This window comes from Paucisalibacillus globulus (assembly GCF_900184735.1).
GTDB lineage: Bacteria > Bacillota > Bacilli > Bacillales > Amphibacillaceae > Ornithinibacillus > Ornithinibacillus globulus_B.
Genome location: NZ_LT855384.1, coordinates 26,504 through 49,081, shown reverse-complemented (window position 1 = coordinate 49,081; position 22,578 = coordinate 26,504). Strand labels below are relative to the sequence as shown.

Here is a 22,578-nt window from a genome sequence, read left to right as displayed (position 1 = left end):
ATCATCCTCCTTAAGCAATTGGCTGCGCTTGGAATACGTTATTAGCTTCTGGGAATGATGGTATCGCAGTTGCTGCAGCTTTAGTCCAAGTTGATACTGGATCCAATCCTTCTTCGTAAACCATTGCAATAACTTTGTCTACGTTATGAACCTCTTCGTTACCTTCACGAAGCATACGAGATTCTTCTGGAGTTGGACCGTATAGAGTTTCTCCAAGAGTTCCAGAGCCGAACATAACAAATTTGTTCTCTCCAAAGTATCTTTCAGTTGTGTACTTGCCATTAGCAAGTTGTTTACGATATTTCGCATCATAAACAGCAATTTGAGGTAAATCATGTTGTAACAAGAATGCATTTAGATCCTGACGAGTTGCAATACGGCCAGAGCCCTTACCAAACAAGTAACCAATGATTTTATCATTTCGAAGCATTAAGCTAAGAATTTTATTAGATGTTAAAGCACGTGTTGGCTTTTCGTCTAATGAATCTGCCCAACGCTCTAAGTCGCCGATAATATCAGCATTCGCCTCATCAGTCCATAGTGCAGTACCTGCTAACGATTCTTGATGTTCTGCCGGCACATGGTAATCAACAGACATATTCAAGCCATTTTCATTTAGAGTGACTTTACCAGTTGATAAAGCTTCCATACGCATTAGCTCAATACGAGCCTTAACGCCTCGAACTAAACTGTCGATGTCACCAAATACATTTTGCATTAGATATTGTTGTTCTTGTGGTGTACGAGGGAATTGCAATGCAATTAAGTCTCTTTCAGTGATTTGCATTTTACGTTTAATATATGCCGCCTCTAATGCTTGTTTTGCAGCTTCGCGAGATCCAATTTCAGCCTCTGTATCAAATGCATGTACAGATGCTACAACAGGAAGGGAACTTGCCCCTACTAAGTGTTCAAATTCAAGTGTTCCATGCTTCACTTCAGGGAAAAGAGTTTCACCTAAAAGTGGTGCGAATTGACGTTCTTTTAAATAATTTAATACTGTTTTGGAATCAAAAAGTTCTAATACATCTGGCATTATGTTAACCTCCTAGTAATTAAAAAGTTTATTTTTATCGAAATGTAATTTTTGTTAATTCTGGTTTTGCTAAAGCATCAGGTACAACAGGAAGACGAGATTCAATAACGTAACCTTCTACCAGTAAAGCTCCTGGTTGTGGTCCGTTTGTTACATCCACATCTGTTAAAAGAATACCTTCAGCTGTAGCATCGTTTGCTGGAAGGATTGTACCTGCTTTAACAATTTTCTTTCCATTTGCATCTGCGACTACTCCTGCATCACTTACTTGATACGTAAATGATTGGAACTTTGAAGATGCTAGAAAATTAATACGTTCTGCTGTTTCCACTTGTTTTACATATGGCATATTCTTTTTCCTCCTAAACTAATAATTAAGCCCATGGGCCATTTTCGTTTTTTGGTGCTTGCGATTTTTCGTTAGCAATCTTAGCGAAGTTTGAACCAATGTCTACGTTAGGATCGCCCCCTCCTGTACCCCCACTAGGAATAAACCCTTTGAAACCTGGGTCCTTCTTTTCCGGAACAAATAAAAAGGTCTTTGATTCTCGCAAGCTTTTCTCTTGCTCTTCAAGTCCGCTTTTTACCGTACCGTCTTCATTCAATTCGATTTTCTCTTTATCGATAAGGCCAGCTACTAAATCGACGTCATGCACCTTACCTGTAAGAGCTAACTTCAAAGCGCTAGTTAACTGGGTTTCTTTTAACTTAGCTTCAAATTCCGTCTTAGCAGTTTCGTTAGATTTTTGTAACTCCACAATCTTTGCTTCCAATCCCGCTGCATCGACTTTTTTCAATTCCTCAAGTTGCTCATCTCTTGCTTTAAGGTCTGCATCTAGCTGCTTTTTCGTTTCTGCAAGCGTGTTGTATGTCTCTTTTGGAATAAAGTGTTTTGGAACCTCTTTGTTAAAACCAGTAACAAAACCGTCTATCTTTGATTCTTCGACCCCTGCATTTTTTAATAATTCTTTTAACCATTCCATTTTTCCAATCCTCCAATAGCATATTTATACAGGTCGCTCCCTGTTAGGAGATTCGTTTGATATACCCCAAACTTTTAAAAGGGTAATATTAAAAGCACCTAACGCTTGTCTGCTAGGTGCAGTGTTAGCCGATTATATCCAGTTGTTCAGAACCACCACGAGATAAACCACGAATAAATACATTTTTATTCATTACATGAACTAAATTATCTGTATAGCTACGCTCGTAAAACGCTTGTTTTTCGTCAAACGAACGGCTAGGGATGCAGATTGTTTCTTGAACTCCCTCAGCTTCAATTCCAACAAACACAAAATGAGCATTCTCTACTCTAGCTTTGTCAAATTGTTCCACTAAGTTCTTTTTAGTTAAACCCATATTCTCACCACCTTTACAATTCACATCGGCTACCAGGAGTGGTAGCCAGGAGATATTGGACCACCTCACTAAGCAACATATTGCTCCTTCCACTCTTTGAAAGTAATATTCGAAGGAATGTAATAAACTTTTCCGTCTTTTCCTCTAGCAATTCTTTCACCGTAGTTATCATCTTGAAAGTAAGGCGCTGTTGTTGTTCTACACCTTGGATGAAAAGGATTAGCCGTAACACCCGGCTCATAGTCACTCATTTTAAAAACTTTTCCATCCATAGATTGACAGATTTCACTAGTCTTACTATCTAAAGTTGCAACAACCTCATACTTTTCAACATCCAATTCCTTGAATGTTTCTTTTTGAGCTGACGAACTAAAAAACGCTTGCTCAGTCTGTACCAACCTTGCAGCGTTAGAACGTGAAGTATTCATTTTTTGTTGAATAACTGAAATGACTCTTTGTGGACCTTCTCCAAGAGCAAATGCTTGTGTTAATTCAGTGTGCAACGTATCAATCAATAGATTTCTATCTCTCCAAATACGAGCACTGAATGTCATATTATCAGATGTCCATGGGTTACTGATTACCTTAGCAAGAACATCATCATCCAAGGCATGCAACGTAAAACCAACTTCAAAGGCTTTCTGAATTTCAAAGGCCGTTTGATAATACTGGTCCTCATATATATTTTTCATTAGATTTTCAAAATCTTTTATTTGGGCGGAATAAAGTTCTTCAATATGGTGCCTTAATTGCAACTGTAAACTTTCTAAACGGCTAATGTGAACACGAGCTGAAGCATTTTCAAGTTGTTTCATCCATGCCTGATTAATAGCATTCTCTTTCCCATATTTGATGTACTCCTCAACGGTCCAGTGAAACTCTTCTAACTCATCTAGCTTTAGCATTCGTTTAGCCTCTTGAAGTGTAATCTCATTGTTTGTAGCAAATCGTTGATACCAGGTAGCGATATCCTTTTCAATTTTTTTGAAGGATTCAATATAGGCATCTGCAAGATCTGTTGAGTACTCCATAGCTTTATGGTTTTGCGCATCTTCTAACAGTTCAAAACGTTTCCGCCAATACTCTCTACTCTTGGCCATTTAAATCACTCTGCTTTTTTCGGAAAGTCTCATCATAATTATCATACTCATCCATTCGCTCCTGGCGTTCTTTCTTAATTCTGTCTAACTCCCTTTGAACATCGTCCACGTATGGATGTTGAGAAATTCGTGTCTCAATTGATAGATCCGTAGATTCACTTAAGCTCTTAATAACCTCAGCTTCGTTAACAAGTGTATCTCGGTTAAAGATAAACTTAACTTCCTCGCTTTCAAAATCGGCTTTACCGGTATTTGATAGATGAACATTGATAAACCATAACAACTCTTCAAAAGAAGCTTGGAACTCTGTTTCTATTCCATTTGCATCTAACTCGATATCGGAGTACATGCTTTGAATATTCATTTGGTTAGGATTATTACTCATGCGCTCATCTTTAGCATCATAACCACGACCGTTTTCAACGAGTGCTTTCTTAAATAGCTTTATGATAGATTCATAGTTATCTTTATTAACTTCTATCTCTAGGGTATCAACGCCACCTTTAGCTCCATCAGCACTACGAACCTTAACGGCACCGTATACTGAAAGGTTACGTCTGAACTCCCCTAAATCTTGCCCGTCATAATTATGAAGAACTAGAATCGTGGATCGAGAATCTTCCTCCATGTTATTTTGAAAATCACTTAGCATGGTGTTAATTCCGTCTTGGAGTGACTTGACACGTTTGATTAACGGCTTTTCTTTGCTGTTAAATCGGAAAGGAATTAAAGGAATACGTTCCCAATTCATTCCCTTTTCTTGTCCATCTTCATCAGTAAGAGTTAGATATGTTGAAGGTTCTTTCTCCACATTCTCAATCAAACTACCATTATGCCAAACATAACTTGTAACCCCATCTTTGCTATATAGGTCAGCGTATTCTTTTGCTACTTCCTTATCGCCCTCATATTCATTTACATGATACATGTGAACGAAAGCTTCTATTTCTGTTTTATCGGCATCTTTCCAGAACACCAGAATCTCATAACCTTTAAAATGTTTAAAAGCTAATTCGCGGCTTTCGTTGTAGTATGGATGCAAATAGCTAATACCGCCATTTAAAGCGTCTTCTCCAATATTACGCAACTTACGATGGAAACGTTTATTGAATATCTGTTTTAAAAGCTTTGAGTAAGTTTCACTTTCAGTTTCAATAGTTAAGGGCTTACCCAACTGATAGTTTACTTTTTGATCTACAAGTTTTTCATACTGGTTATCTAGGACTTTGTTGTTTGGTAGATTATCAACCGTTTCTAAACGCCCGCCTCTACCTATTACTTTTCTTTCACGATTTGTAATATCCTGATTGCCTTCATAGTAATCAATACCCAGCTTCATCCACTTTAATTTATCAGATTTCTTAAATTTGTTAATTTCTCGTTCAAGAACTTTTACATCACTGAGCGCAGTTTTGGCACCATTAATAATTAGTTCGTTTATACGGTCATTTTCCGTTTTAACGCCTTGGAATGGGAAATATCCTGTCACGTTTTCACCTTCTTTCTAGTCGAAACTAAATAGACTTCCTTGACCTATCTTTTCTGCAATACCAGTAGTTGCATCCGGAGCATCATCATGTTTGTTTTTACCTTCACGTTGATACTCTGTCATAGCCTTATAATATTCAGGCCACCTAAAACGCCAATCGCTTGGAAAATAAATATGATCCATCACCCAGGTAGCATTTGATAGAATTCTAGCTTGCTTGTTTTTAGATTGGTGGAATGGTTCAATTCGAGTTTTATTAGATTTGAATTTCTCTTTTAAAATTCGTTCAACCGAACGTGCATAACCACGACCACCATTATTTGATTCAATATCTGCCCAATTTACTTTTCTTTCGAATAGCATTTTGGCATGTTCCGGTTCTGTCTCTTCCATTGGTGCTTTCGTGTAAAGAACATCCAATACATAGGCTTCATTATCGAAAGTAACACCATAGTTAATTGAACAATGATAGTCAGCTCCAGTATCAGCAGTATCCGTATAGTTCTTAATCTCTTTGAATTGCGGTAATTCACCTTCATACGTTTTGAAACTACTGTATAAGCGACCTTTCATATCGATAGGCTCTTGTTGATAGTTAGCAGCTGCAATTTCTGGACTCATAGCTCGAATTTTACTTTCGTATGATTTGCGACTTAATACTTCATCACAAAGCATCGTTCCATCATCTTGCAATGCTTTTAAGTTAATATGACGGACCTTTTTACCTTCCTCTGCAAAATGGTCTAATGCTCGACCAGCTAAATCTTTTGAGGCCCATCGAGTCATAATAATAAGAATCTTGCCACCTTCTTCAAGTCGCGAAAGCATAGTATTCGTAAACCATTCCCAATGCTTATCTAAAGTATTTTCATTGAATGCTTCCTCTGCGTTTTTGATTAAGTCATCAATAATCAAAAATGAAGCACCGAAACCAGTTGCTGTACCAGTTGGTGAAGTAGCTAAGTAGTTGTTGTATCCACCCTCCAAACTCCACAAGTTCATAGCCCCATCGCCTCGTTTAATCTGAGTATCGGGAAAGATGTCACTATAAACCACTTTATCTTTATCAGCTTTTGTTTCAGATATGCCGTTTCGTACAGCTTTGGAAAAGGTAGTTGACAGAGTTTCGTTATATGATCCAGTCATTATCTTTTCGTTTTGATTTAGTCCAAATACCCATTGTGCAAACATGGAAGCTGTACGAGACTTACCATGCCTGGGAGGGACGTTTATAACGGCTACTTCATCATCAGACTCATAGAACTCTTGCATTTCGTTACACATATCAATCAGGTATTGTCTATTTTTCTTATAAAAGTCAGGGGCCAATAAATTACAAAAATAAAAGAACTCGCGCTTGGCCAGTTCTATCCTTGCACCCTTTCGAATCAAACTAAGATCCGTCATCTTACCACCTTATTTTTTATGCATTTTTTCTCCAATTTTTATAATTGAGAAGCACTTAAAACGTTGATATATCAACAATGTATAAAATAGTGCATAATCCATAATTTTTAGCACCTTCACAAATGCCGTTAAATCAACGTTTGTAATTTAACACAACTTCCACTAAGAAGTATTATGTCAACCGAAAATGAATACTGTATTCATAATAATGCATACTATTCTCCGGCTTCAGCCAACCGTTTTAGCTCTTCAACAGTTAATTCTTGGTACGGGTTATGAGTATGATTTACCTTTGCTTCGATATCTTGTTTATCTCGCCATTTATCAGGTCTACGGTTCTTCAACCAGAATATTTGAGCTGTAGTATCGGGCTTCACCATCTTAGTTACGACCTTTTCTATGACTTGCTTTGTCTTCGGTATTTGCATAATAAAGAGATCGCGTTCATCTTCTGTTGCATTGGGGTTCTCTTTATCAAACTTCTGTAACTCCACATCAACGATTAGATCATATTCTTCTTGGCTCATTTCTACGGATACATAAGTAGTTTCATCATAGGCATAGCCCATAGCCGTTTTTAACATGGCGTTCTCGACCTGCCTATCAACAACTTCTTTACCCTTTTTTAAGGCTGCCGAAAGTGCCGAATGTTCATCCCGATACTTCCTAAATGTGGAGTATGCTACTCCTAAATTTTTAGCTATCTGTTCATCAATTAGACCATCTCTTGCCCAGCCCTCAATTTCAATCAACCTTGGTTCTACGTGAGTATAGTATTTCCCTCGTCTTTCACCTTTGTTTTTAGCCATCTACATTGCACCTCTCCTCCCACTTTTCATGAAATTAAAAAAAGACACCCGTTAGGATGTCTTAATAATCTAGTTACCATATAAATTGCAGACTTCCTAAAACAAGAAAGTATCCTTTGTTGATGCTCACACATGTATTCGAAGTATTTCGACTCCAACTTTTAAATAATCGTCTAAAGGTCGCTTTTCCATAAGTGTAGTAATTATGGCTATTTGATTCGGCCCTATTTGGTTATCAAAATAAGCTCTTTGCTTTTTCATGATTGTTCTTGCCGAATCTCGTTTGTTATAATCTTTATCTCTACCTAGATACATGATTGCGAGTAAATCTTGAAGTGCTCCTATACTAAGTCCTCTAAGATAATCTGATAACGTATTTTCTTTATCTGTTAGATCTTTAAATTCCGGGCTCATTAAATCTTCATCAAGGAATCTCTCTTTATAAGACTTCTTAGGGCTTTTACTATAATTCTCGCTACTTTTCCTCAACGCTTCTGCCAAGGCAATCACCTCAGTCAATTCAGTTTCAGTTATTTCCAGCATTCAAAATCCCCCTCTACATTTGTTTAATATAGTACTTCGATTAAGACTTATTAAATTCCTGCTAAATTAACAGGATTTTACAAGTTCCATGTCGAATGTACTATAAAAGGAGGTTGCAAATGAAGAAGCAATTTTATATTTTAATTGGATTAGTTCTAGTTTTATTTGTTCATTTCATTAATCCGTCTATCATTCCAGATACAGTAACTTTATTTTTTAGTAACTTTGTGTCTTGGATTAGCAGTCTAGAACCTAAGATACCAACTTTCTAATGTAAAAAGGCACTTAGTATTCGCAGTACTAGGTGCCTTTTCTATATATCTACATTTATTTCACACTATCATCATATCACTTTTATAATGACACAATCAAGACAGATTTCGGACAGGCTACTTTTCAAACTGAATAGCATCTACTCCAAAGAATATTACTGGTAATTCTTCCAAGGCCCTATTTAAATACCGGTGGACCGTTCTCACGTCCACATTTTCTTCATCCGCTATATCTTGAATGGTATACTTTTTAGACGTAATGTATCGCATCTCTAGCACTCGAAAATACTTCATTTCCTCTTCATCACAAGACCTCTTATAAGCTTCCATCTTCCCTCTAACGAAATACACCATAGCCAAGCTTTTGGTTTTACTTTGCTTGATAGACTCAATGCTTTCAAGGTTTATTTCTTTAATGTCCAGGTCTTGGATAGATGTATCTTCAAACTTTACTAAGTCCTCTTCAAGCTTTTCACAATGAAGTACTAACGATCTGTAATGTTTCAACAGCAATTTGATGTTACGTAAGCGTGTATCATGCTTTTCCTTTTCTCGTTTTACTTGGTCCTCTCTGTACGCTTTAATGGCATTTTGTGAAGCAATATCGGTGATTAATTTTAACTGTTTATCGGTCAACTTCATTGCTAAGCCCCCTCTTTTACCTTTTCGATTCTTGCCTTCAATGCTGATAAAAGACTTTCCTGTGTTGCAGCTTTATTTTCAAGTGCTGCCTCTACGTTTTCATCCATCCCTCCTAAAACGGTTAACCGGTGGATGAATACTTTTTCCTTTTGCCCCTGTCTTGCTAATCTCGCATTAGCCTGTTGGTAGAGTTCTAGATTCCAGTTCAGACCAAACCAGATAACATGGTTTCCACCCTCTTGTAAATTCAATCCGTAGCCGGCTGAAGCTGGATGTGCAAGAAGTACATCTATCTCTTTGTTGTTCCAATCCGCTTCATCCTCAGCCGTCTTCAACTCTCGTACTCGTAAATTCGTTTTGGCCAGGGCTTGTTGAATCCGACTCTTATCATGTTGGAAGTTATAAAAGACTAATGCCGGGGATCCGTTTAATGCTTCGATTAGCTCCAAGAAGGATTCCATCTTGTTGTTATGAATCTCGATTGCATTTCTATCCTCGTCATAGACGGCCCCGTTACAAAGCTGTAAAAGCTTATTTCCAAGTACTGCAGCTGATGCTGCCGTTATTTCCGCTTCGTCTACTTCAAGAAGCATTTCCTTCTCCAACTTCTCATATGCTTTTTTCGCCTTATCGTCCAGGACTACCGGTACCGTGTTGTATGTAACCGGTGGAAGCTCGATGTAATCCTCTGCCTTCATACTCACCACTATATCCCCGATAAGTTGGTGTATTCGGTTGTCTGCCCCGTCTTTCGGTGCATAGGTGAAAACTCTGTCCCGATTACGTTGATCCGGTTCAAAATATCGTTCCCGGAATCCTCCGATGGTCTTACCTAATCGCTGGCCACCGTCTAATAAATAAATCTGGGACCAGATATCCAGTAAGCCATTCGGGGAAGGGGTGCCGGTTAGCTGTACCTGTCGTTTGATGTGTGGCTTAATCTGTTTCAATGCTTTAAACCGCTTCGAGTTGTGATTCTTGAAGCTACTAGACTCGTCCAGGACAACCATGTCAAAGGGCCAACTATTCCTGTAATAGTCTACTAGCCATACCACGTTATCCCGGTTGATAATGTACACATCTGCAGGTGTGTTTAAGGCCTTAATTCTCTTGGCCTGGGATCCTAACACAATGGAAAATCGTAATAACTTTAAGTGGTCCCACTTCTTAGCTTCGTTTGTCCAGGTGCCCTGTGCTACTTTTTTCGGTGCGATAACCAAGACTTTATTCACCGCGAACCGGTTGTATTTTAAATCGTTGATGGCTGTTAACGTGATAACAGTTTTCCCAAGTCCCATATCCAACCAAAGACCGATATTAGGGCTTCCTAGTATTCGATTGATGTTGTATCGTTGGTAGCTATGCGGTTTAAATTTCACGCTGTTTCACCAACTCTATAAAGTTATCAACCTTTTCCTTGCTATCAATCACATCTGCTTTACATCCAAAATTTCGTAAATCTCGCATCTGTTTTACCTGTAACGGTCTAGGTTTTTTACCTGGTGCTTTCAACTCGATGAAATAAATTCTGTTTCCTGGAAACACAACTATGCGATCCGGTACACCATCGTTTCCTGGTGACTCAAATTTATATGCTTTGCCTCCGGCTTTTTTAACTTCTTTACGGAGATACTCCTCTATTTCTTTCTCTCTCAAAACGCAAACCTCGCTTTCAAGGTGTATACTTTTTCTCTCACGTACACGTATAGGTATAAAATTAGGCTATTTAGGTATAACGTATATAAGCCTAAAATACCTATATTACCTATTTATTTATTTTTATATATTTAAGGTATACAAAGTATACAAATAGTAATAAATATAGATATATTAAAGGTTTTGCCTGTATACTTTCCCGTATACTTTGTTATTTTTTAAAGTATACAAGGTATACATTTCCAAAATTTTCAACGTATACAAAACAGGTAGAAAGTATACAGTCAAAGTATACAAACATTCGTTCTAGTTTACCCTTAAATATCCACCTTTCACCAACCCATAAGGACCAAATCGAAAAGGACTCGGTTTCTTTTCCCAACCTTCTATGTTGTTTAACACGTCATTAATTCTCATCGTTTCCGACCGCTTCATCCGGTTAACTTTTTCATTGAAACACTCCACCCAGATTTCTGCAGCACATATCCGGTCTCTTTCTACAAGCTCTGTATCAGGTGTTCCAAAGTCACTTGTCCAATAGAGTTTCCTAGTAGAAATATCCTTTTTACTCCAATCTACAGGCACCTTACGTTCTACAAATTCACGTATAACACTTTCCCAAGGATCTTGTTCAGAATGTCCTTCCTGTTGCCTTTTCGCCTCTTCTGCAAGCTCTCCAGTTAGAAATAGGGACTCGCCTAGTCGCCAATACATCACGGCCTCCGCCCACAATTGTTCCACTTCCATATCTAAATGTTCGAAAACACTTTTAACCGGTTGCTGGATACCTACATCAATTGGAAGAAAACGTCTACCTCCCGTAGGATCCTTTAAATAGTCATTTCGGTTACTGGTACCAAAGAATACACAACGTCTAGGGTGTTTCTCTGTTTTACGTGCATAAGCAGCTCTATACTGGTCCTCTGTACGACTTAAGAACCCTTTAATCGTGTTTACATCCGACTTACTATAAGCACTCATTTCCCCTATTTCTACGATCCAAACACCTTGCAACAATTCCGCTGCTTCTTTCCCTTCAAACGACTCAATACTATTGGTAAACCACGCTTTTCCCATCTTTTGAATAAGAGTTGTTTTCCCAAGTCCTTGAGAACCAGTTAAAACGGGCATGGTGTCATATTTAATACCGGGATGCATGGCACGGGATACGGCAGCAACAAAAGACTTACGAGTTACAGCTCGAGTATAAGGCGTATCTGCAGCCCCTAAATACTCGATAAATAAAGTATCCAACCGCTTCACCCCATCCCACTGTAAACTATTCAAATAGTCTGCAACGGGGTTGAAACGATTCTTTGCAGCAACAAGTACCAACGCATCATTTATAATGTCACGTACACGAAAGCCAAGTATCTTCTCTAAGTAACTCCGGAGCCCGGAATCATCCGTATCAGTCCAACGGAATTCTCCTTCTTCTTTTTCCCTTGGAGCCCATGGAAAAGGAGCTACACCTATAATCGTATCGGCAAAGGCATCCATTTTAATCTTGCCCTTTAAATTAGGATCCCCGTCTAGCGCAATGGCAGCATTTTCAATGGTCTTCTGAGGTTGTCCAGTAGAAGGGCTAACTTTTAACTGTTGGATCCAGTTGTAGTCCTCTTTCGTTGCTGGAGTATCGTTGGGAGCCCCAAAATCCTCTATTGCTTGTTCATAGCGCTCTTGATTTAAGATGTTCGCAACGCCAACATCATTTAATGCAAAAGAAGCCATTTGTACGAAAGAAGGTAATTTATTCACCGGAGTTTCCGGCTTTGCATCATCGTCCAAGTCTCCATACTTATGCAGCCTTACCAGGTCAAACGCATTGACTAGTTTCCCGCTGCAAGGATCCGTAGCATGGTGGGAATAAAGAAATAACCCATCCTCATAGATAACAGCACCACCAACTGTTGAGCCATCCACAAAGGTATATCTACCACTTCCATCATCTGTAGGCAAATATACGCCAGGTAAGAACGTTTCAATAGCAGAATGAATATCATATTGTCTACAGAACGCTCCTATAACCCCTCTTTTTTCCAAAGGGTTACCTTGCTTTGCTGCAAGTCTTACATGAGACTCACCTGCACCAGGTACTTGAGGCCACTCCAGGATGTTGCGCCAGTCCCCATAGGTAGCAAGGAGCGCGTCTGTATCAAGAAAAGGCTTATCGCCGTAATGGAATACATATTGACTGTTGGATGAACAACTTGGCCAATACATAAGTCTTGAAGCTTCAAAAGTCGTAGGATCTGCAAAACTCATCCCGATAATAGAAGCTAGTTTCCGCGCTAACGGTTCATATTCATCTGCAGTAGCTGTTCTGCTTAAGGGAACCAGGACTCTTAAACGTGGTTTATTAGGCTCATGCTTACGCGTACTGTACGTTGCATAGGCACACCCTAAGCCTTCTAAACGTCTAAGGATATCCTCTGTTCCACCTGCAGGTATATTGTCTAAATCAAGTGTGATAATATCCCTATTCTTTACGTTGGAAGCTTTCCGGCGGTTATTGATAAGCTCCCCACCAACAAATCCACCAACGTCTTTTAATTCATCTTGGTCACGTTTTGGTAGCTTCAGATACTCTTCCAGTGTTTCCTTACCTCTTACTGCAGTCTTCAGCTTTTCTACCATGTCGGACCAATATAAGACCTGAGCAGGCCACTGGGTAGCCTTACGACTATTCCCAGCGGATATTGTTATTTGTCTGTCATATTGTAATGCCATGTTCTCACCTACTCAACTGTACTTTTTCGTGAAATAATATCCTGAAGCTCAAACTCTAGTAATCTAGTTTGCATCTGCTTCATGGCCTTTTGTAAGATTTCTTTTTCTGATAACATGTGATGCCTGTTTGATTCTAGATCAACTTTTGTAAGAAGCATTAAATCCTCCCGACTTGGATACTCCATCTGTGCAATTCGCACGGAATGCATCCGAATCGATTCTTCCAATATGTTACGAACCGTACGCGCATTCCCGAAACCCTTTTTATCTTTTTCAAACCATAACCGATTAGCCAAGGCTCCTAAGTATTCATTGTCTGCTTGGTAATCTTGATCTGTTAACATTTTCTGTGCAATCTGAAGCATGTCCGGTACTGAGTAATCCGGAAAATGCACCGTATTCGAAAAGCGTGAACGAAGTCCAGGATTCGAGTCTAAAAATTCATCAATCTCATTTGCGTACCCTGCAATAATAACCATCACTTCTTCTCGTAAATCTTCCATAAGCTGCACAATAGTGGCAATTACCTTTTCTCCGGATTTATGAGACTTTTCACCGCCTATAAATGCGTAAGCCTCATCAATGAATAAAACCCCGCCTCTTGCTTCTTCAAACTTATCCTTTATATTTCTCTCTGCTTCACCCACCAATGAAGATGTAATGTCTGCATGGTGGATTTCGATAAAAGGATTATTATAGTCCTCTGATTTTAAAATGCCTAAGGATGAGAATGCTTCACCTATTAATCTAGCTGCAGTTGTTTTACCGGTACCGGGGCTTCCTGTAAAAATTAAATGGTTAGATTGATTCTGATTCTTAAGCCCTTGTTGCGCCCGTAACTTAGCAATTTTCTTCAGCTGTATAATTTGTTCCACTTGCATTTTAACAGCCATCATTCCTGGAAGAGCCCCTAGCTCCATTAAAGCTTTATTTGACATACACTCACCTACTTTCTATGCAATAACCTTCCAACCTTGCCGCTTTCTAGCATTTAACTCGTACTTTCTAAGAGGTTCATAGAGGTACACCTGGTGTTCACCTTCAACACGAAACAACAGTGTCCATTTAGGCTTTCTCATCGTATGACAGCCTTCGGAAAGAAGTTTAATCCTTGTAACTTATCTGAGATGTCATAAAGTTCAAATCTGCCTTTTGTAGATTTATTAGAGTAAGAGATAACTAGCTTGTTATCCGCTATGAATTCTTCAACTTGATAGTTTTTAAGTTTTTTCATAAGTTGGACATATAACATATAATTGATGCATATACTATCAATGTAGACAGGCTGCATTCGTGATACCCTGAAGAAGTGCACCAATGCTTCCATTTCCTTAATTTGTTGTTTATGCATTTTAGTCCGATCCTTGGGCTTAACGACCTTCTTAAGATTGGACAAATTCTGTTTAGTAATGGATAAAGTCTTTTTCATAACTTCTTTAGAGTGGTCTAAAGAACCTTGTACAATCTCAAGCATCTTCATCAACTCGCTTTATGCTAGCTTCCACAGAGAACCCTTCTGGATATCGCCTTTTAAGTTTGTCAATGTTTCCCTGAGCGACTTCTTCAAGAGTTAATCCTGCCAATCTAGCAATCTGGGATAAATACCAAAGTACATCTCCCAATTCTTTTTTAATCTTATCCATTTCTATATCGTGTCCATGGAAATAAAATTTCTTAATTAAATCTGCAACTTCTCCTGCTTCACCAGAAATCCCCAAACCGAAATTCAATAGTTCCAAATCATGTCTTGTTGCGGTTCTTGCTGACAGCTCCTGATAATCGTTTAATTCCAAAGTAAACCCTCCTATCTACTCTTATCTCGTCTCATCACTTCAAGTACTTTGACATGGTTGATTAAATAATTGATATGCTGTTGCACGGCTTCCTTTGAAACCACATTATTTACTGAACTGTTCAGTTTAACTGCAAATCTTTCAGCATCCTGTAACTTTCTCTTTGAAATAAGCATTTAAACACTCCTTATTCACTTCTTTTCATTCGATAGTGCTTCGGTTTATACAAGGCCTCTTCCAAGCTCCAACCCCGTTTTAATCTCGCCATAAAACCTTGTTCCGTTAGACCATTAGTTTTAGCAATCCTTAAGTACCTTTCAAATTCTTCTGGATTCGTCCTAAAATACTCGTAGTCCATAATTTTATTACCTAGTCTTACTAAATTAAGACCTGCTTTCGTAACTTCAGGATCCATTGAAAATAATCCCTGCTGATTCATCCGGGCAAGTTCGCTTCGAGAAATTAAAATCAGATTGCCCAAATCTAGGTTTTGCTTATTGCTATCTGCAAACATGATCACGTGGTTTTTTGGTACTTTCTTTCCGTGATGCTTTTCCCATACGACAACATGCTTATGTCGCCATCTTTCTTGATAGGTTCCATGGTCTTGAACTTTTATTAGGATGTAGCCGTCTTTACTGTCAATACGTTCACTGCCAACAGGTCTATAGTTTTTAGGTTGTTGCCCTTTTTTGAATTGCGTTTCCTTACCACCTATCTGCAGTCCCTTCTTCCCTTTGTTCCAAGGGGAACTTCCTTTTTCGAATCGCCCATCTAAACCGCTGGATAGGTTATGGTTCGATTTGTAAGTGTTCATTTGCTGCGCAGTAATAGACAGACCAAACATATTATTTACCAGTTCCGCAAGTTCGTAATTATGCAGACCCTTTACGTTTGCTTTAATAAAGTCCTTTTGTTCTTTAGTAAACAGTCCCGAATTTTCATCCGGCTTATACTTAGGAACATTACTTTTAATTTTGTGATTCGACTTTAAACTTTTCATTTGGCTTTCTGTTACTTGAGTACCGAATTTTTCATTGAATAAAGCTGCAATTTCGTCGTTGTATTTACCAGGGGCAATTTTACGAACATACTCAATTTCTTCATCTGAGTATTTGTATCTCTGAGACACTATTTCCCACCCTCGAGCATCTTAGGAAGCTTTGCGTCTGCATTCATACGATTGTCACTATCCATGAACTTCTGCCCATCAAGAACCAATTTTCCGGTATCAATAATGTTCTTTGCAATTCCCGTGACTGCTTTCGAACGTTCAATTTCTTCCTTCAGATCTTCGCCTTTTATATCCTCATCATTTAATCGTTCTAGCTGAGCAAATAAATGGTTGTTTAAATCCCCTAATGTGTTTTTCATTTTTTTATCCTCCTTATTAATTTTTCACTGTTGAAATTATTTGCTTGTCTGAAGATCTATATCTGGAATAATAGATTCAGGTCGAAATAGAACTTTGTAATGAAAAGGATCTGCATAGGCTGCATCTGTTTGTTCAACAAAATAACTAACGTTATCGCTTAACCCTAAGTAATGCCTTTTATATTGTTCGTCATCAACTTTACAAGTCACGCGTAGTTTCTTCTCATCCGTAGTATCTAAGGAACATAACCCCTCGATAGTTAGCAAATATTTATCGGTAATCCCGTTTACAAATACGATACGTCTTTGAACTTCAAAGGAGTCAGCCGCCTTATCTATGTTGTGGTTTACGGTATCTGCTTCTGTACAAGCCACTAAAATAACAGCCATGAAACTCACAATAATCAACACTAATTTTTTCTTCATAAACATCAACCTTTCGAATTTTATTTACCTCACATTTTGTCTCTACTCTTCCTTATTACCGCCTGAAAATATGGATGCAATACAACCAAAAATGATGATTATCCAAAGCGTTGTCCACCACGGATTTGCGTATATAACTTCCACTGTTTAGCCTCCCTTACATTGCTAAGTATTGTTTTCCAATCCCTTTTAATATCCTGCTTACATGCGTTTGCGTAACACCGACCTCTTGACTTATCTCTACTTGACCTTTTCCTAATAAACGAAGCTCAATAATCTCACGTTCTCTTGGCTTTAAACCGGAGATAAATTGATGAACAATCACGCCTGTAAAATCAGCTTGAGTCCCAATAAATTCTTCTAATGTCGCAACATCATTATCTTCAAAAGAGTTCTTATTCAAAGAGTGAACACTTGTCACGCTAGCCAGTGCACCCTCTACTAATTTCTCTGAAACACCTAATCTCTCAGCAATTTCCATCTTAGGCAACTCAATTAAGTCCTCTCTTCTTATCCGGTTTGCGACTTCCCAATATTTTCTAGAGAATTTAATTGTTTTAGATTTATCCTGAATGAACCGCATTGCATTACCGTAAACCGCCCGTGCAGCATAAGTCGAAAACTTAAACCCTAGAGAATCATCAAATTTCCGATATGCTTGGATTAAACCGATTTTTCCTTCACTGATTAAATCCTCTGGATCCACTCCTATTTTCCTTGCAATAGGAAGTAATTTTCTTAGACCAACAAACACTAGTTTCCCGTGTTTCTGAAAACACTCTTCCTCGGACAACCATTCCCCATTAATACGTTTCATCTAAACCACCCACTTCCTGTTTCGACATCTTTAAACTGTTCTTCCCAGAGATTGATATAATGATCTAAACGACCTTTTTTCTCTAAGTCAGTGTATAATCGTTGGATAACTTGATAGGGTCTATCAAGAGCATCAGCTAACATCACCGGACCATCTGATTCATAAAACTTACAAATGTAGGCTTTTCTTCCTCAGTAAACCTTGTCCGTGGTCTAGCCATATCCCACACAACTTTTCAACTGATCAGTGAGTTGTAAGAACAACTCTTTGTTCCCGGAGTCAATAGCCCCATCAATTTGGATACGTAGCATATCCTCATCCGTAATGGAGGTTTCGCAATTGTATTCAAGTTCTTCATAAGTTGGTTGCCTTTTATTCAAGTCTTTTACTAATGAGCGTGCCCAAGCGCTTATTAAAGCATCAAATGAATCATTGTACATGTTTACCCCTCCTAATCTTTCATATAATAATCCGATACAAAACCATCAGCGTTTAACGGAAGTCCGGGAGCCCAACTAATATCTTGCTTCATAATGTTTTCCACTGTTTCTAAGTCTGCAAGTTCTCTTGGTACATCCAGGACAACTTCATCATGAATATGCATAATGGTTTGATAACCAGCTTCATGTAATCTTTCTAACGTCACTGCCAGGCAATCTCTTGCAATGGCTTGTACCACATTCTCCGTAAACTTCCCGCCATAGGAAGAAACTTTAGTCCATTTCCTAGTTGTTTGGTCTAATCCCCAATAGTTAACTGCTTCTTTCCCGAAATCATTCTCAGCAAGAAAAGGTTTCACATAATAAAGCTTTCTTCCACTTGGTAGAGTGATAGTTAAAAAGTCTAAACCGTTCATAATATCGCTTTCCCTAGCAAGGATTAACCCCTTTACTCCTACTGGTTGCCCGGTACGCATAACTGCAAGTGCTGCATTTTCTAGGCTGTACCATAAATCTTGAATTCTTCTATTTGAGGATCTCCAACGCTTTACAATATCCGGAAGCTCTTCTTCAGATAGACCCATGTTTAAGGCTCCCATACTGATTAATGCACCGCTTCCACCTTGGTAACCTAGAGCAAGTTCAGCAACTTTCCCTTTTTGCCTAAGCTCATATTCCGGATTACCTTTTTTAATTAACTCAATCGGCACTCCAAACATTTGAGATGCCGAAGCTTCATATATCTTTCCATGAGTTGCAAATACATCCAGTCTCCATTGTTCATGAGCTAGCCAAGCGATTACCCTAGCTTCAATAGCAGAGAAGTCAGAGATGAGTAATAGGTTTCCTTCACTTGGAACAAAAGCCGTTCTAATAAGCTGAGAAAGAGTATCAGGCACATTGCCATATATGAGTTTTAACGCTTCATCCTTTTTGTCTTTGACCAGTTGTCTAGCATGGCCAAGGGTTTCCAAGTAATTTCTCGGAAGGTTCTGAACTTGAACCAAGCGCCCCGCCCATCTTCCAGTACGGTTAGCCCCGTAAAACTGAAGTAGTCCTCTAACTCGACCATCTTGCCCGACTGCTTCTTTCATGGCCACGTACTTCTTAATGCTTGTTTTGGAAAGCTCCTGGCGAATCTCTAATGCCCTTTTTACCTTTCCTTCTGTTTCTTCTACTAGTTGTTCTACCGTTGCTTTTTGTAAGTTCTCTACTTTAATACCTTGTTCTTCTAGCCAACCTCTTAATTGTGCTGCGCTATTCGGATTAGCAAGGCCTGTAATTTTCACTGCTTCTTCTGTTAATTGAGCCGTTGACAAGTCATCTATGTATAGCGCCCCGTCAATTAACTCCTGGTCCACTTTTACTCCAGTAGCATTTATCTTCTGATCCAGTTGCCAAAGCTTTTCCTCTTGTTCTGGAACTGGAAAGTTGGATAGCTTTTTTTCAATTGCTTTTTCTACTTCAACGTCCTGGATGCAATACTCTTTAAATAACTCCCACTTTTCTGGTTCATGATGAGGCAAAGTCCTGGTTCGATTCCCATTTTTCTTAGTTGGTTTCGTAGGCGTACAGAACAACTTGATAAGAGCTTTACCTACACTCATTTTTTGCTTATCTTGAGGTAAACCTACTGCTCTTGCAGTAGCATCTAGTCCGGCAGTAAAGCCACAATACATCCCGTGAAGCATAGTATCTCTCCACTGGTCTACCCACGAGATAGGCTCCCGACCTAAAAATTTACTTAAGCAGTACCACTCGAACGCTGCATTATATCCGTGTTTGGTTATATTTGGATCGTGGAGAGCATAGACTATATCAGATGGGACAACTTCCCCTTGCGCTAGATCAACTATTTTTGTTGGATCCCCATTAACCGAGTAGCCGAATAGTATTATTTCAAAATCAGGGGACTGTACGTACTTGTACAATCCCGCTTTCTTGATGTCCACTGAAGAATAAGTTTCAATATCAATATTTAATGTGCGAATCATATCCCATACACGCCACCGTTTAATGGTTGGCCAGTGATAGGGTCAAATTGTTGCTGTTGTGGTGGTTGCCCCTGAGGTGCAGGTTGACCATAATTAGGTTGTTGCACCGGTGGTTGTTGGTAACCTTGTTGTGGTTGACCAAAGCCCTGTTGAGGCGGTGCCTGTTGATACTGAGGCTGACCATAACCTTGTTGCGGTGGAGCTTGTTGGTACTGCGGTTGCTGAGGAGGTACTTGTCCTCCGCCAAAGTCATCACCTGCAGCTGGAGCAGACGCACCTAAAGGCTCACCGTCACGAGTCTTTTGTACGTTTGTGCTGATATAGCAACCAACACCCTTTTTACCTGCAAAGCTATAAGGACTGAAATTAATAGAGATACGTCCGTACATACCGCTGTAAACTTCTGTAGCATCCATTATTGGATTTAGATCCGGACCTACTAATTTAGGCGGGTAATCCAATCCAGTTGTTGCAGTAAATACCCAATGACCTTTACACTCTAGACCAAAAGGCATTCCATCTGAAGGTTTTACACCGTCACCATCATGGATAGGAACTGCTACGTTAGGAGGAATAACCCCATTCCAATTACCTGTTTTACCTTTTTGCTTAGCAGCTTCGATAGCAGCATCAATTTTTTGTTTTGTTGCTACGTCAGATTTAGGAAGCAGAATTGTTACACTATACTTTTCTTCCCCGCCAAATTGATTAGCACGAGGCTTTAATAGATTGATAAAACTAAAACGAACTTCACCTGTTACAACGCGCGTATTATTTTCCATGTTTACATTTCTCCCTTGATAGTTATTGTGTGGCAAGCCCCATCTTCCAGAGGCATATTGTTCAACGTGATAATCTGCAATATCTCCCACTACTTAAAATCATCCTCTGCAGACACTTCATTAGTAATTGCCTTACGCTTGTCTGAAGCTTTTGCAAGAGTCGGTTTACCTGGTGTTTTGGATACAAGTCCTGGCTCTTCTAGTAAACTCTTATACTCTTTTTTACCAAGCTCTTTTTCAAGCTTAGGAATGGTTAACGGTACCCGTTCAAATAGAATTGCTTCATCAATTCCATTTTCCTGAAGATGCGCAAAAGCCTTGTCAATATCTACATAGCTTCGTGTACCTCTACCTTCTACAGCCTTCCAACCTGAAACCTCATTACCTTTCAGGCTTTCCGTAAGCGCATAATCTTTTAATGCTTTTATCCAGGACTCAATCTCAAGTCCCTTTTCAAGGATCTGACCAACCTCATCATTACTGATTAAAGGAGGCTGCATCTTCTTAAATCCATCCAATTCCAAGAAGTGATCTGCACGAGCTCGACAAACTGCCTTAGCCTTACAAAACTTGCAATGTTCTCCTGGATTAAAATCACCTTCACCTTTAAATGCTTTTTCTGCTATAGGTTTAATCTCATCGCCCCAAGCAAGTAAATCTTCTAAACTCATCTCGTATTCTGAAATACTATCAAGACGAGGTTGTACGATGGAAAGGTGAATTTTTTTGAAAGAATACAAGAATCCATATTCTAAATATGCGCCAAGGGCATATAATTTTAACTGAGAGTTGTCCTCAGCACTTACAGGCACCCCCTTTCCATATTTGAAGTCATTTACATGCAACGTATCGCCACCGATGATAACGCAGTCCACGGTACCGAAACCTTCTGGAGCATACGCGCTGTAATTGACACGTTTTTCAACTGCTACATAAGGCGTAGTAGCTTTGCTTAGGAAAATCTCTTTTAAATAGTCCAGGTAAGTGTCTGTATGCTTCAGCATTTCATCCTGGAACAACTCATGTTTTTTAAACTTGTTAAGCCTTCTGGTATATGTGCTTTGCGCCATTGGCTCAGTGAAATACTTACGAAGCTTTAACTCAGCAATCTCATGCGCTAGTGTTCCTTCTGCAGCATAAGTAGATCCTTTATCTTCAAACTGTTCTTCCAATCTCACGGAGGGCGTGCAATTAAGCCATCTGTTAGAAGCACTTGCAGATAATAATGCGTGAGCCCTCTCAGAGTGGTTTATGCCGTTACTCATATCTTTGCCCCTAGTTCACGAAGTCTTGTTGCAAAGGCCCCGTATTGCTCCTGAGGTAAAGCAGTTAACGCTTGTACACCAAATGAAGTAATTAGATTCACCACATCATCACGTCTGCCCGCGTCCATTAATTGAGTAGCTGCTACTGCCAACTGATCCATACTGTATGTAGGATTGCTAGTTGGAACTGCTGCTTGTTGCGGAACCTCTTGTTGTACCGGTGGTTGCTGAACAGGTGCTTGCTGTGGCGGTTGTTGAGTCGGTACCGGTTGTTGAACTGGCGCTTGTTGTACTGGTTGCGGAGCTTGTACCTCCTGTTTAGGTTGTTCAACTACTTCTGAACCTGGTATATTTACTGGCAATTCATAGTTTGCTAGAACTTGAGCCAGTGTATGGATAGCACCTTCAAGACCTGGTGCATTGATAGTCACTTTAATTTCCATTTCCAAATTTCCCCTCTCGTGTTATATTGATAGTGAATATGTTTTTCTTACTCACTGATTGCCGTCAGTGGGTTTTTTCTTTAGTACTATTTTCATATCTTCTAATACTGGTTCTACTTCATGAATTCTCCCATACACTAAATCGACTTTGTAAATTCGTTTAATTTTTTGAGGTGCTTCATGTAAGGAATAATTGTTAGC

29 protein-coding genes are annotated in these 22,578 nt (G+C 39.1%); 2 read left to right on the top strand and 27 right to left on the bottom strand.

What is annotated here, in order from left to right:
• Window positions 1–10: 10 nt before the first annotated feature.
• The 9 genes from BN999_RS00295 to BN999_RS00255 all read right to left on the bottom strand — a co-directional run bounded on the left by BN999_RS00295 (window position 11) and on the right by BN999_RS00255 (window position 7,743).
• Window positions 11–1,036, bottom strand: a complete 1,026-nt coding sequence (locus BN999_RS00295) for a major capsid protein (RefSeq protein ID WP_096269395.1) — start codon at window positions 1,034–1,036, stop codon at window positions 11–13.
• A 34-nt stretch (window positions 1,037–1,070) separates the two neighbouring features.
• Entirely contained in the window at window positions 1,071–1,385 is a 315-nt protein-coding gene (locus BN999_RS00290) for a hypothetical protein (RefSeq protein ID WP_096269394.1), read from the bottom strand.
• A gap of 25 nt (window positions 1,386–1,410) precedes the next feature.
• On the bottom strand, window positions 1,411–2,019 hold the full coding sequence (locus tag BN999_RS00285) for a phage scaffolding protein (protein WP_096269393.1): 609 nt from the start codon (window positions 2,017–2,019) through the stop codon (window positions 1,411–1,413).
• Between the two features lie 124 nt (window positions 2,020–2,143).
• On the bottom strand, window positions 2,144–2,395 hold the full coding sequence (locus tag BN999_RS00280) for a hypothetical protein (protein ID WP_096269392.1): 252 nt from the start codon (window positions 2,393–2,395) through the stop codon (window positions 2,144–2,146).
• A gap of 68 nt (window positions 2,396–2,463) precedes the next feature.
• Window positions 2,464–3,495, bottom strand: a complete 1,032-nt coding sequence (locus BN999_RS00275; protein ID WP_096269391.1) for a minor capsid protein — start codon at window positions 3,493–3,495, stop codon at window positions 2,464–2,466.
• A complete protein-coding gene (locus BN999_RS00270) occupies window positions 3,482–4,984 on the bottom strand; it encodes a phage portal protein (protein WP_217988450.1) in 1,503 nt (500 codons plus the stop codon). The genes BN999_RS00275 and BN999_RS00270 overlap by 14 nt, the downstream gene beginning before the upstream one ends.
• A gap of 15 nt (window positions 4,985–4,999) precedes the next feature.
• On the bottom strand, window positions 5,000–6,391 hold the full coding sequence (gene terL / locus BN999_RS00265; RefSeq protein ID WP_096269390.1) for a phage terminase large subunit: 1,392 nt from the start codon (window positions 6,389–6,391) through the stop codon (window positions 5,000–5,002).
• Window positions 6,392–6,606: 215 nt separating this feature from the next.
• The gene (locus tag BN999_RS00260) at window positions 6,607–7,200 is read right to left on the bottom strand and encodes a transposase (protein WP_096269389.1); all 594 of its coding nucleotides are present in this window, start codon (window positions 7,198–7,200) and stop codon (window positions 6,607–6,609) included.
• Window positions 7,201–7,326: 126 nt separating this feature from the next.
• A complete protein-coding gene (locus tag BN999_RS00255; RefSeq protein ID WP_096269388.1) occupies window positions 7,327–7,743 on the bottom strand; it encodes a DUF3775 domain-containing protein in 417 nt (138 codons plus the stop codon).
• A gap of 119 nt (window positions 7,744–7,862) precedes the next feature.
• Here BN999_RS00255 and BN999_RS20400 point away from each other — a divergent pair, with 119 nt between their 5' ends.
• A complete protein-coding gene (locus BN999_RS20400) occupies window positions 7,863–8,015 on the top strand; it encodes a hypothetical protein (protein ID WP_176481819.1) in 153 nt (50 codons plus the stop codon).
• 117 nt (window positions 8,016–8,132) lie between these two features.
• Here BN999_RS20400 and BN999_RS00250 read toward each other — a convergent pair whose 3' ends face one another.
• The 18 genes from BN999_RS00250 to BN999_RS20265 form a co-directional block, all read right to left on the bottom strand.
• Entirely contained in the window at window positions 8,133–8,657 is a 525-nt protein-coding gene (locus tag BN999_RS00250) for a sigma-70 region 4 domain-containing protein (protein WP_096269387.1), read from the bottom strand.
• 2 nt (window positions 8,658–8,659) lie between these two features.
• Window positions 8,660–10,036, bottom strand: coding sequence for a DEAD/DEAH box helicase (locus tag BN999_RS00245; protein ID WP_096269386.1), 1,377 nt, complete (start codon window positions 10,034–10,036; stop codon window positions 8,660–8,662).
• Window positions 10,026–10,313, bottom strand: a complete 288-nt coding sequence (locus BN999_RS00240; protein WP_096269385.1) for a VRR-NUC domain-containing protein — start codon at window positions 10,311–10,313, stop codon at window positions 10,026–10,028. The genes BN999_RS00245 and BN999_RS00240 overlap by 11 nt, the downstream gene beginning before the upstream one ends.
• A 306-nt stretch (window positions 10,314–10,619) precedes the next feature.
• Window positions 10,620–13,043, bottom strand: a complete 2,424-nt coding sequence (locus tag BN999_RS00235) for a virulence-associated E family protein (RefSeq protein ID WP_096269384.1) — start codon at window positions 13,041–13,043, stop codon at window positions 10,620–10,622.
• A gap of 8 nt (window positions 13,044–13,051) precedes the next feature.
• On the bottom strand, window positions 13,052–13,981 hold the full coding sequence (locus tag BN999_RS00230; protein WP_096269383.1) for an AAA family ATPase: 930 nt from the start codon (window positions 13,979–13,981) through the stop codon (window positions 13,052–13,054).
• A 137-nt stretch (window positions 13,982–14,118) separates the two neighbouring features.
• On the bottom strand, window positions 14,119–14,523 hold the full coding sequence (locus tag BN999_RS00225) for a hypothetical protein (RefSeq protein WP_096269382.1): 405 nt from the start codon (window positions 14,521–14,523) through the stop codon (window positions 14,119–14,121).
• The gene (locus BN999_RS00220) at window positions 14,510–14,836 is read right to left on the bottom strand and encodes a nucleoside triphosphate pyrophosphohydrolase family protein (protein WP_096269381.1); all 327 of its coding nucleotides are present in this window, start codon (window positions 14,834–14,836) and stop codon (window positions 14,510–14,512) included. The genes BN999_RS00225 and BN999_RS00220 overlap by 14 nt, the downstream gene beginning before the upstream one ends.
• Window positions 14,837–14,847: 11 nt before the next feature.
• Window positions 14,848–15,012: a hypothetical protein gene (locus BN999_RS20395; protein WP_176481818.1), complete on the bottom strand. Its 165-nt coding sequence runs from the start codon at window positions 15,010–15,012 to the stop codon at window positions 14,848–14,850.
• Between the two features lie 11 nt (window positions 15,013–15,023).
• Window positions 15,024–15,968 (bottom strand): HNH endonuclease signature motif containing protein, encoded by a 945-nt coding sequence (locus BN999_RS00215; protein ID WP_096269380.1) that lies wholly within the window; start codon window positions 15,966–15,968, stop codon window positions 15,024–15,026.
• Entirely contained in the window at window positions 15,968–16,210 is a 243-nt protein-coding gene (locus tag BN999_RS00210) for a hypothetical protein (RefSeq protein ID WP_096269379.1), read from the bottom strand. Before BN999_RS00210 ends, BN999_RS00215 begins: the two co-directional genes overlap by 1 nt.
• A 36-nt stretch (window positions 16,211–16,246) precedes the next feature.
• The gene (locus BN999_RS00205; protein WP_096269378.1) at window positions 16,247–16,636 is read right to left on the bottom strand and encodes a hypothetical protein; all 390 of its coding nucleotides are present in this window, start codon (window positions 16,634–16,636) and stop codon (window positions 16,247–16,249) included.
• A gap of 157 nt (window positions 16,637–16,793) precedes the next feature.
• Window positions 16,794–17,453 (bottom strand): sigma factor, encoded by a 660-nt coding sequence (locus BN999_RS00200; RefSeq protein ID WP_096269377.1) that lies wholly within the window; start codon window positions 17,451–17,453, stop codon window positions 16,794–16,796.
• A complete protein-coding gene (locus BN999_RS20390) occupies window positions 17,450–17,596 on the bottom strand; it encodes a hypothetical protein (protein ID WP_176481817.1) in 147 nt (48 codons plus the stop codon). Before BN999_RS20390 ends, BN999_RS00200 begins: the two co-directional genes overlap by 4 nt.
• Before the next feature lie 69 nt (window positions 17,597–17,665).
• Complete coding sequence (locus tag BN999_RS00195; protein ID WP_096269376.1) at window positions 17,666–17,893, bottom strand: IDEAL domain-containing protein; 228 nt, start codon at window positions 17,891–17,893, stop codon at window positions 17,666–17,668.
• 11 nt (window positions 17,894–17,904) lie between these two features.
• The gene (locus BN999_RS00190; protein ID WP_217988452.1) at window positions 17,905–19,884 is read right to left on the bottom strand and encodes a DNA polymerase; all 1,980 of its coding nucleotides are present in this window, start codon (window positions 19,882–19,884) and stop codon (window positions 17,905–17,907) included.
• A complete protein-coding gene (locus tag BN999_RS00185; protein ID WP_096269544.1) occupies window positions 19,884–20,669 on the bottom strand; it encodes a DUF2815 family protein in 786 nt (261 codons plus the stop codon). Before BN999_RS00185 ends, BN999_RS00190 begins: the two co-directional genes overlap by 1 nt.
• An 89-nt stretch (window positions 20,670–20,758) precedes the next feature.
• Entirely contained in the window at window positions 20,759–21,934 is a 1,176-nt protein-coding gene (locus tag BN999_RS00180) for a DUF2800 domain-containing protein (RefSeq protein ID WP_096269374.1), read from the bottom strand.
• Window positions 21,931–22,377 carry a hypothetical protein gene (locus BN999_RS20265; RefSeq protein ID WP_141249028.1) on the bottom strand — a complete coding sequence of 149 codons (447 nt, stop codon included), beginning with the start codon at window positions 22,375–22,377 and terminating at the stop codon, window positions 21,931–21,933. The genes BN999_RS00180 and BN999_RS20265 overlap by 4 nt, the downstream gene beginning before the upstream one ends.
• 38 nt (window positions 22,378–22,415) lie before the next feature.
• Between BN999_RS20265 and BN999_RS21185 the strand changes: the two genes are divergently transcribed.
• The gene (locus BN999_RS21185; RefSeq protein ID WP_141249027.1) at window positions 22,416–22,541 is read left to right on the top strand and encodes a DUF2933 domain-containing protein; all 126 of its coding nucleotides are present in this window, start codon (window positions 22,416–22,418) and stop codon (window positions 22,539–22,541) included.
• Window positions 22,542–22,578: the final 37 nt, after the last annotated feature.

What these genes read in the sequence shown, in the direction of transcription:
- BN999_RS21185 (WP_141249027.1), top strand. Translation starts at nt 22,416, where the DNA reads ATGTTTTTCTTACTCACTGATTGCCGTCAGTGGGTTTTTTCTTTAGTA.
- BN999_RS00180 (WP_096269374.1), bottom strand. Translation starts at nt 21,934, where the DNA reads ATGAGTAACGGCATAAACCACTCTGAGAGGGCTCACGCATTATTATCT.
- BN999_RS00230 (WP_096269383.1), bottom strand. Translation starts at nt 13,981, where the DNA reads ATGTCAAATAAAGCTTTAATGGAGCTAGGGGCTCTTCCAGGAATGATG.
- BN999_RS00250 (WP_096269387.1), bottom strand. Translation starts at nt 8,657, where the DNA reads ATGAAGTTGACCGATAAACAGTTAAAATTAATCACCGATATTGCTTCA.
- BN999_RS00295 (WP_096269395.1), bottom strand. Translation starts at nt 1,036, where the DNA reads ATGCCAGATGTATTAGAACTTTTTGATTCCAAAACAGTATTAAATTAT.
- BN999_RS00235 (WP_096269384.1), bottom strand. Translation starts at nt 13,043, where the DNA reads ATGGCATTACAATATGACAGACAAATAACAATATCCGCTGGGAATAGT.
- BN999_RS00200 (WP_096269377.1), bottom strand. Translation starts at nt 17,453, where the DNA reads ATGAAACGTATTAATGGGGAATGGTTGTCCGAGGAAGAGTGTTTTCAG.
- BN999_RS20395 (WP_176481818.1), bottom strand. Translation starts at nt 15,012, where the DNA reads ATGCTTATTTCAAAGAGAAAGTTACAGGATGCTGAAAGATTTGCAGTT.
- BN999_RS00285 (WP_096269393.1), bottom strand. Translation starts at nt 2,019, where the DNA reads ATGGAATGGTTAAAAGAATTATTAAAAAATGCAGGGGTCGAAGAATCA.
- BN999_RS20400 (WP_176481819.1), top strand. Translation starts at nt 7,863, where the DNA reads ATGAAGAAGCAATTTTATATTTTAATTGGATTAGTTCTAGTTTTATTT.
- BN999_RS00260 (WP_096269389.1), bottom strand. Translation starts at nt 7,200, where the DNA reads ATGGCTAAAAACAAAGGTGAAAGACGAGGGAAATACTATACTCACGTA.
- BN999_RS20390 (WP_176481817.1), bottom strand. Translation starts at nt 17,596, where the DNA reads ATGTTAGCTGATGCTCTTGATAGACCCTATCAAGTTATCCAACGATTA.
- BN999_RS00275 (WP_096269391.1), bottom strand. Translation starts at nt 3,495, where the DNA reads ATGGCCAAGAGTAGAGAGTATTGGCGGAAACGTTTTGAACTGTTAGAA.
- BN999_RS00280 (WP_096269392.1), bottom strand. Translation starts at nt 2,395, where the DNA reads ATGGGTTTAACTAAAAAGAACTTAGTGGAACAATTTGACAAAGCTAGA.
- BN999_RS20265 (WP_141249028.1), bottom strand. Translation starts at nt 22,377, where the DNA reads ATGGAAATTAAAGTGACTATCAATGCACCAGGTCTTGAAGGTGCTATC.
- BN999_RS00185 (WP_096269544.1), bottom strand. Translation starts at nt 20,669, where the DNA reads ATGGAAAATAATACGCGCGTTGTAACAGGTGAAGTTCGTTTTAGTTTT.
- BN999_RS00255 (WP_096269388.1), bottom strand. Translation starts at nt 7,743, where the DNA reads ATGCTGGAAATAACTGAAACTGAATTGACTGAGGTGATTGCCTTGGCA.
- BN999_RS00210 (WP_096269379.1), bottom strand. Translation starts at nt 16,210, where the DNA reads ATGAAAAACACATTAGGGGATTTAAACAACCATTTATTTGCTCAGCTA.
- BN999_RS00205 (WP_096269378.1), bottom strand. Translation starts at nt 16,636, where the DNA reads ATGAAGAAAAAATTAGTGTTGATTATTGTGAGTTTCATGGCTGTTATT.
- BN999_RS00225 (WP_096269382.1), bottom strand. Translation starts at nt 14,523, where the DNA reads ATGAAGATGCTTGAGATTGTACAAGGTTCTTTAGACCACTCTAAAGAA.
- terL (WP_096269390.1), bottom strand. Translation starts at nt 6,391, where the DNA reads ATGACGGATCTTAGTTTGATTCGAAAGGGTGCAAGGATAGAACTGGCC.
- BN999_RS00290 (WP_096269394.1), bottom strand. Translation starts at nt 1,385, where the DNA reads ATGCCATATGTAAAACAAGTGGAAACAGCAGAACGTATTAATTTTCTA.
- BN999_RS00195 (WP_096269376.1), bottom strand. Translation starts at nt 17,893, where the DNA reads ATGTACAATGATTCATTTGATGCTTTAATAAGCGCTTGGGCACGCTCA.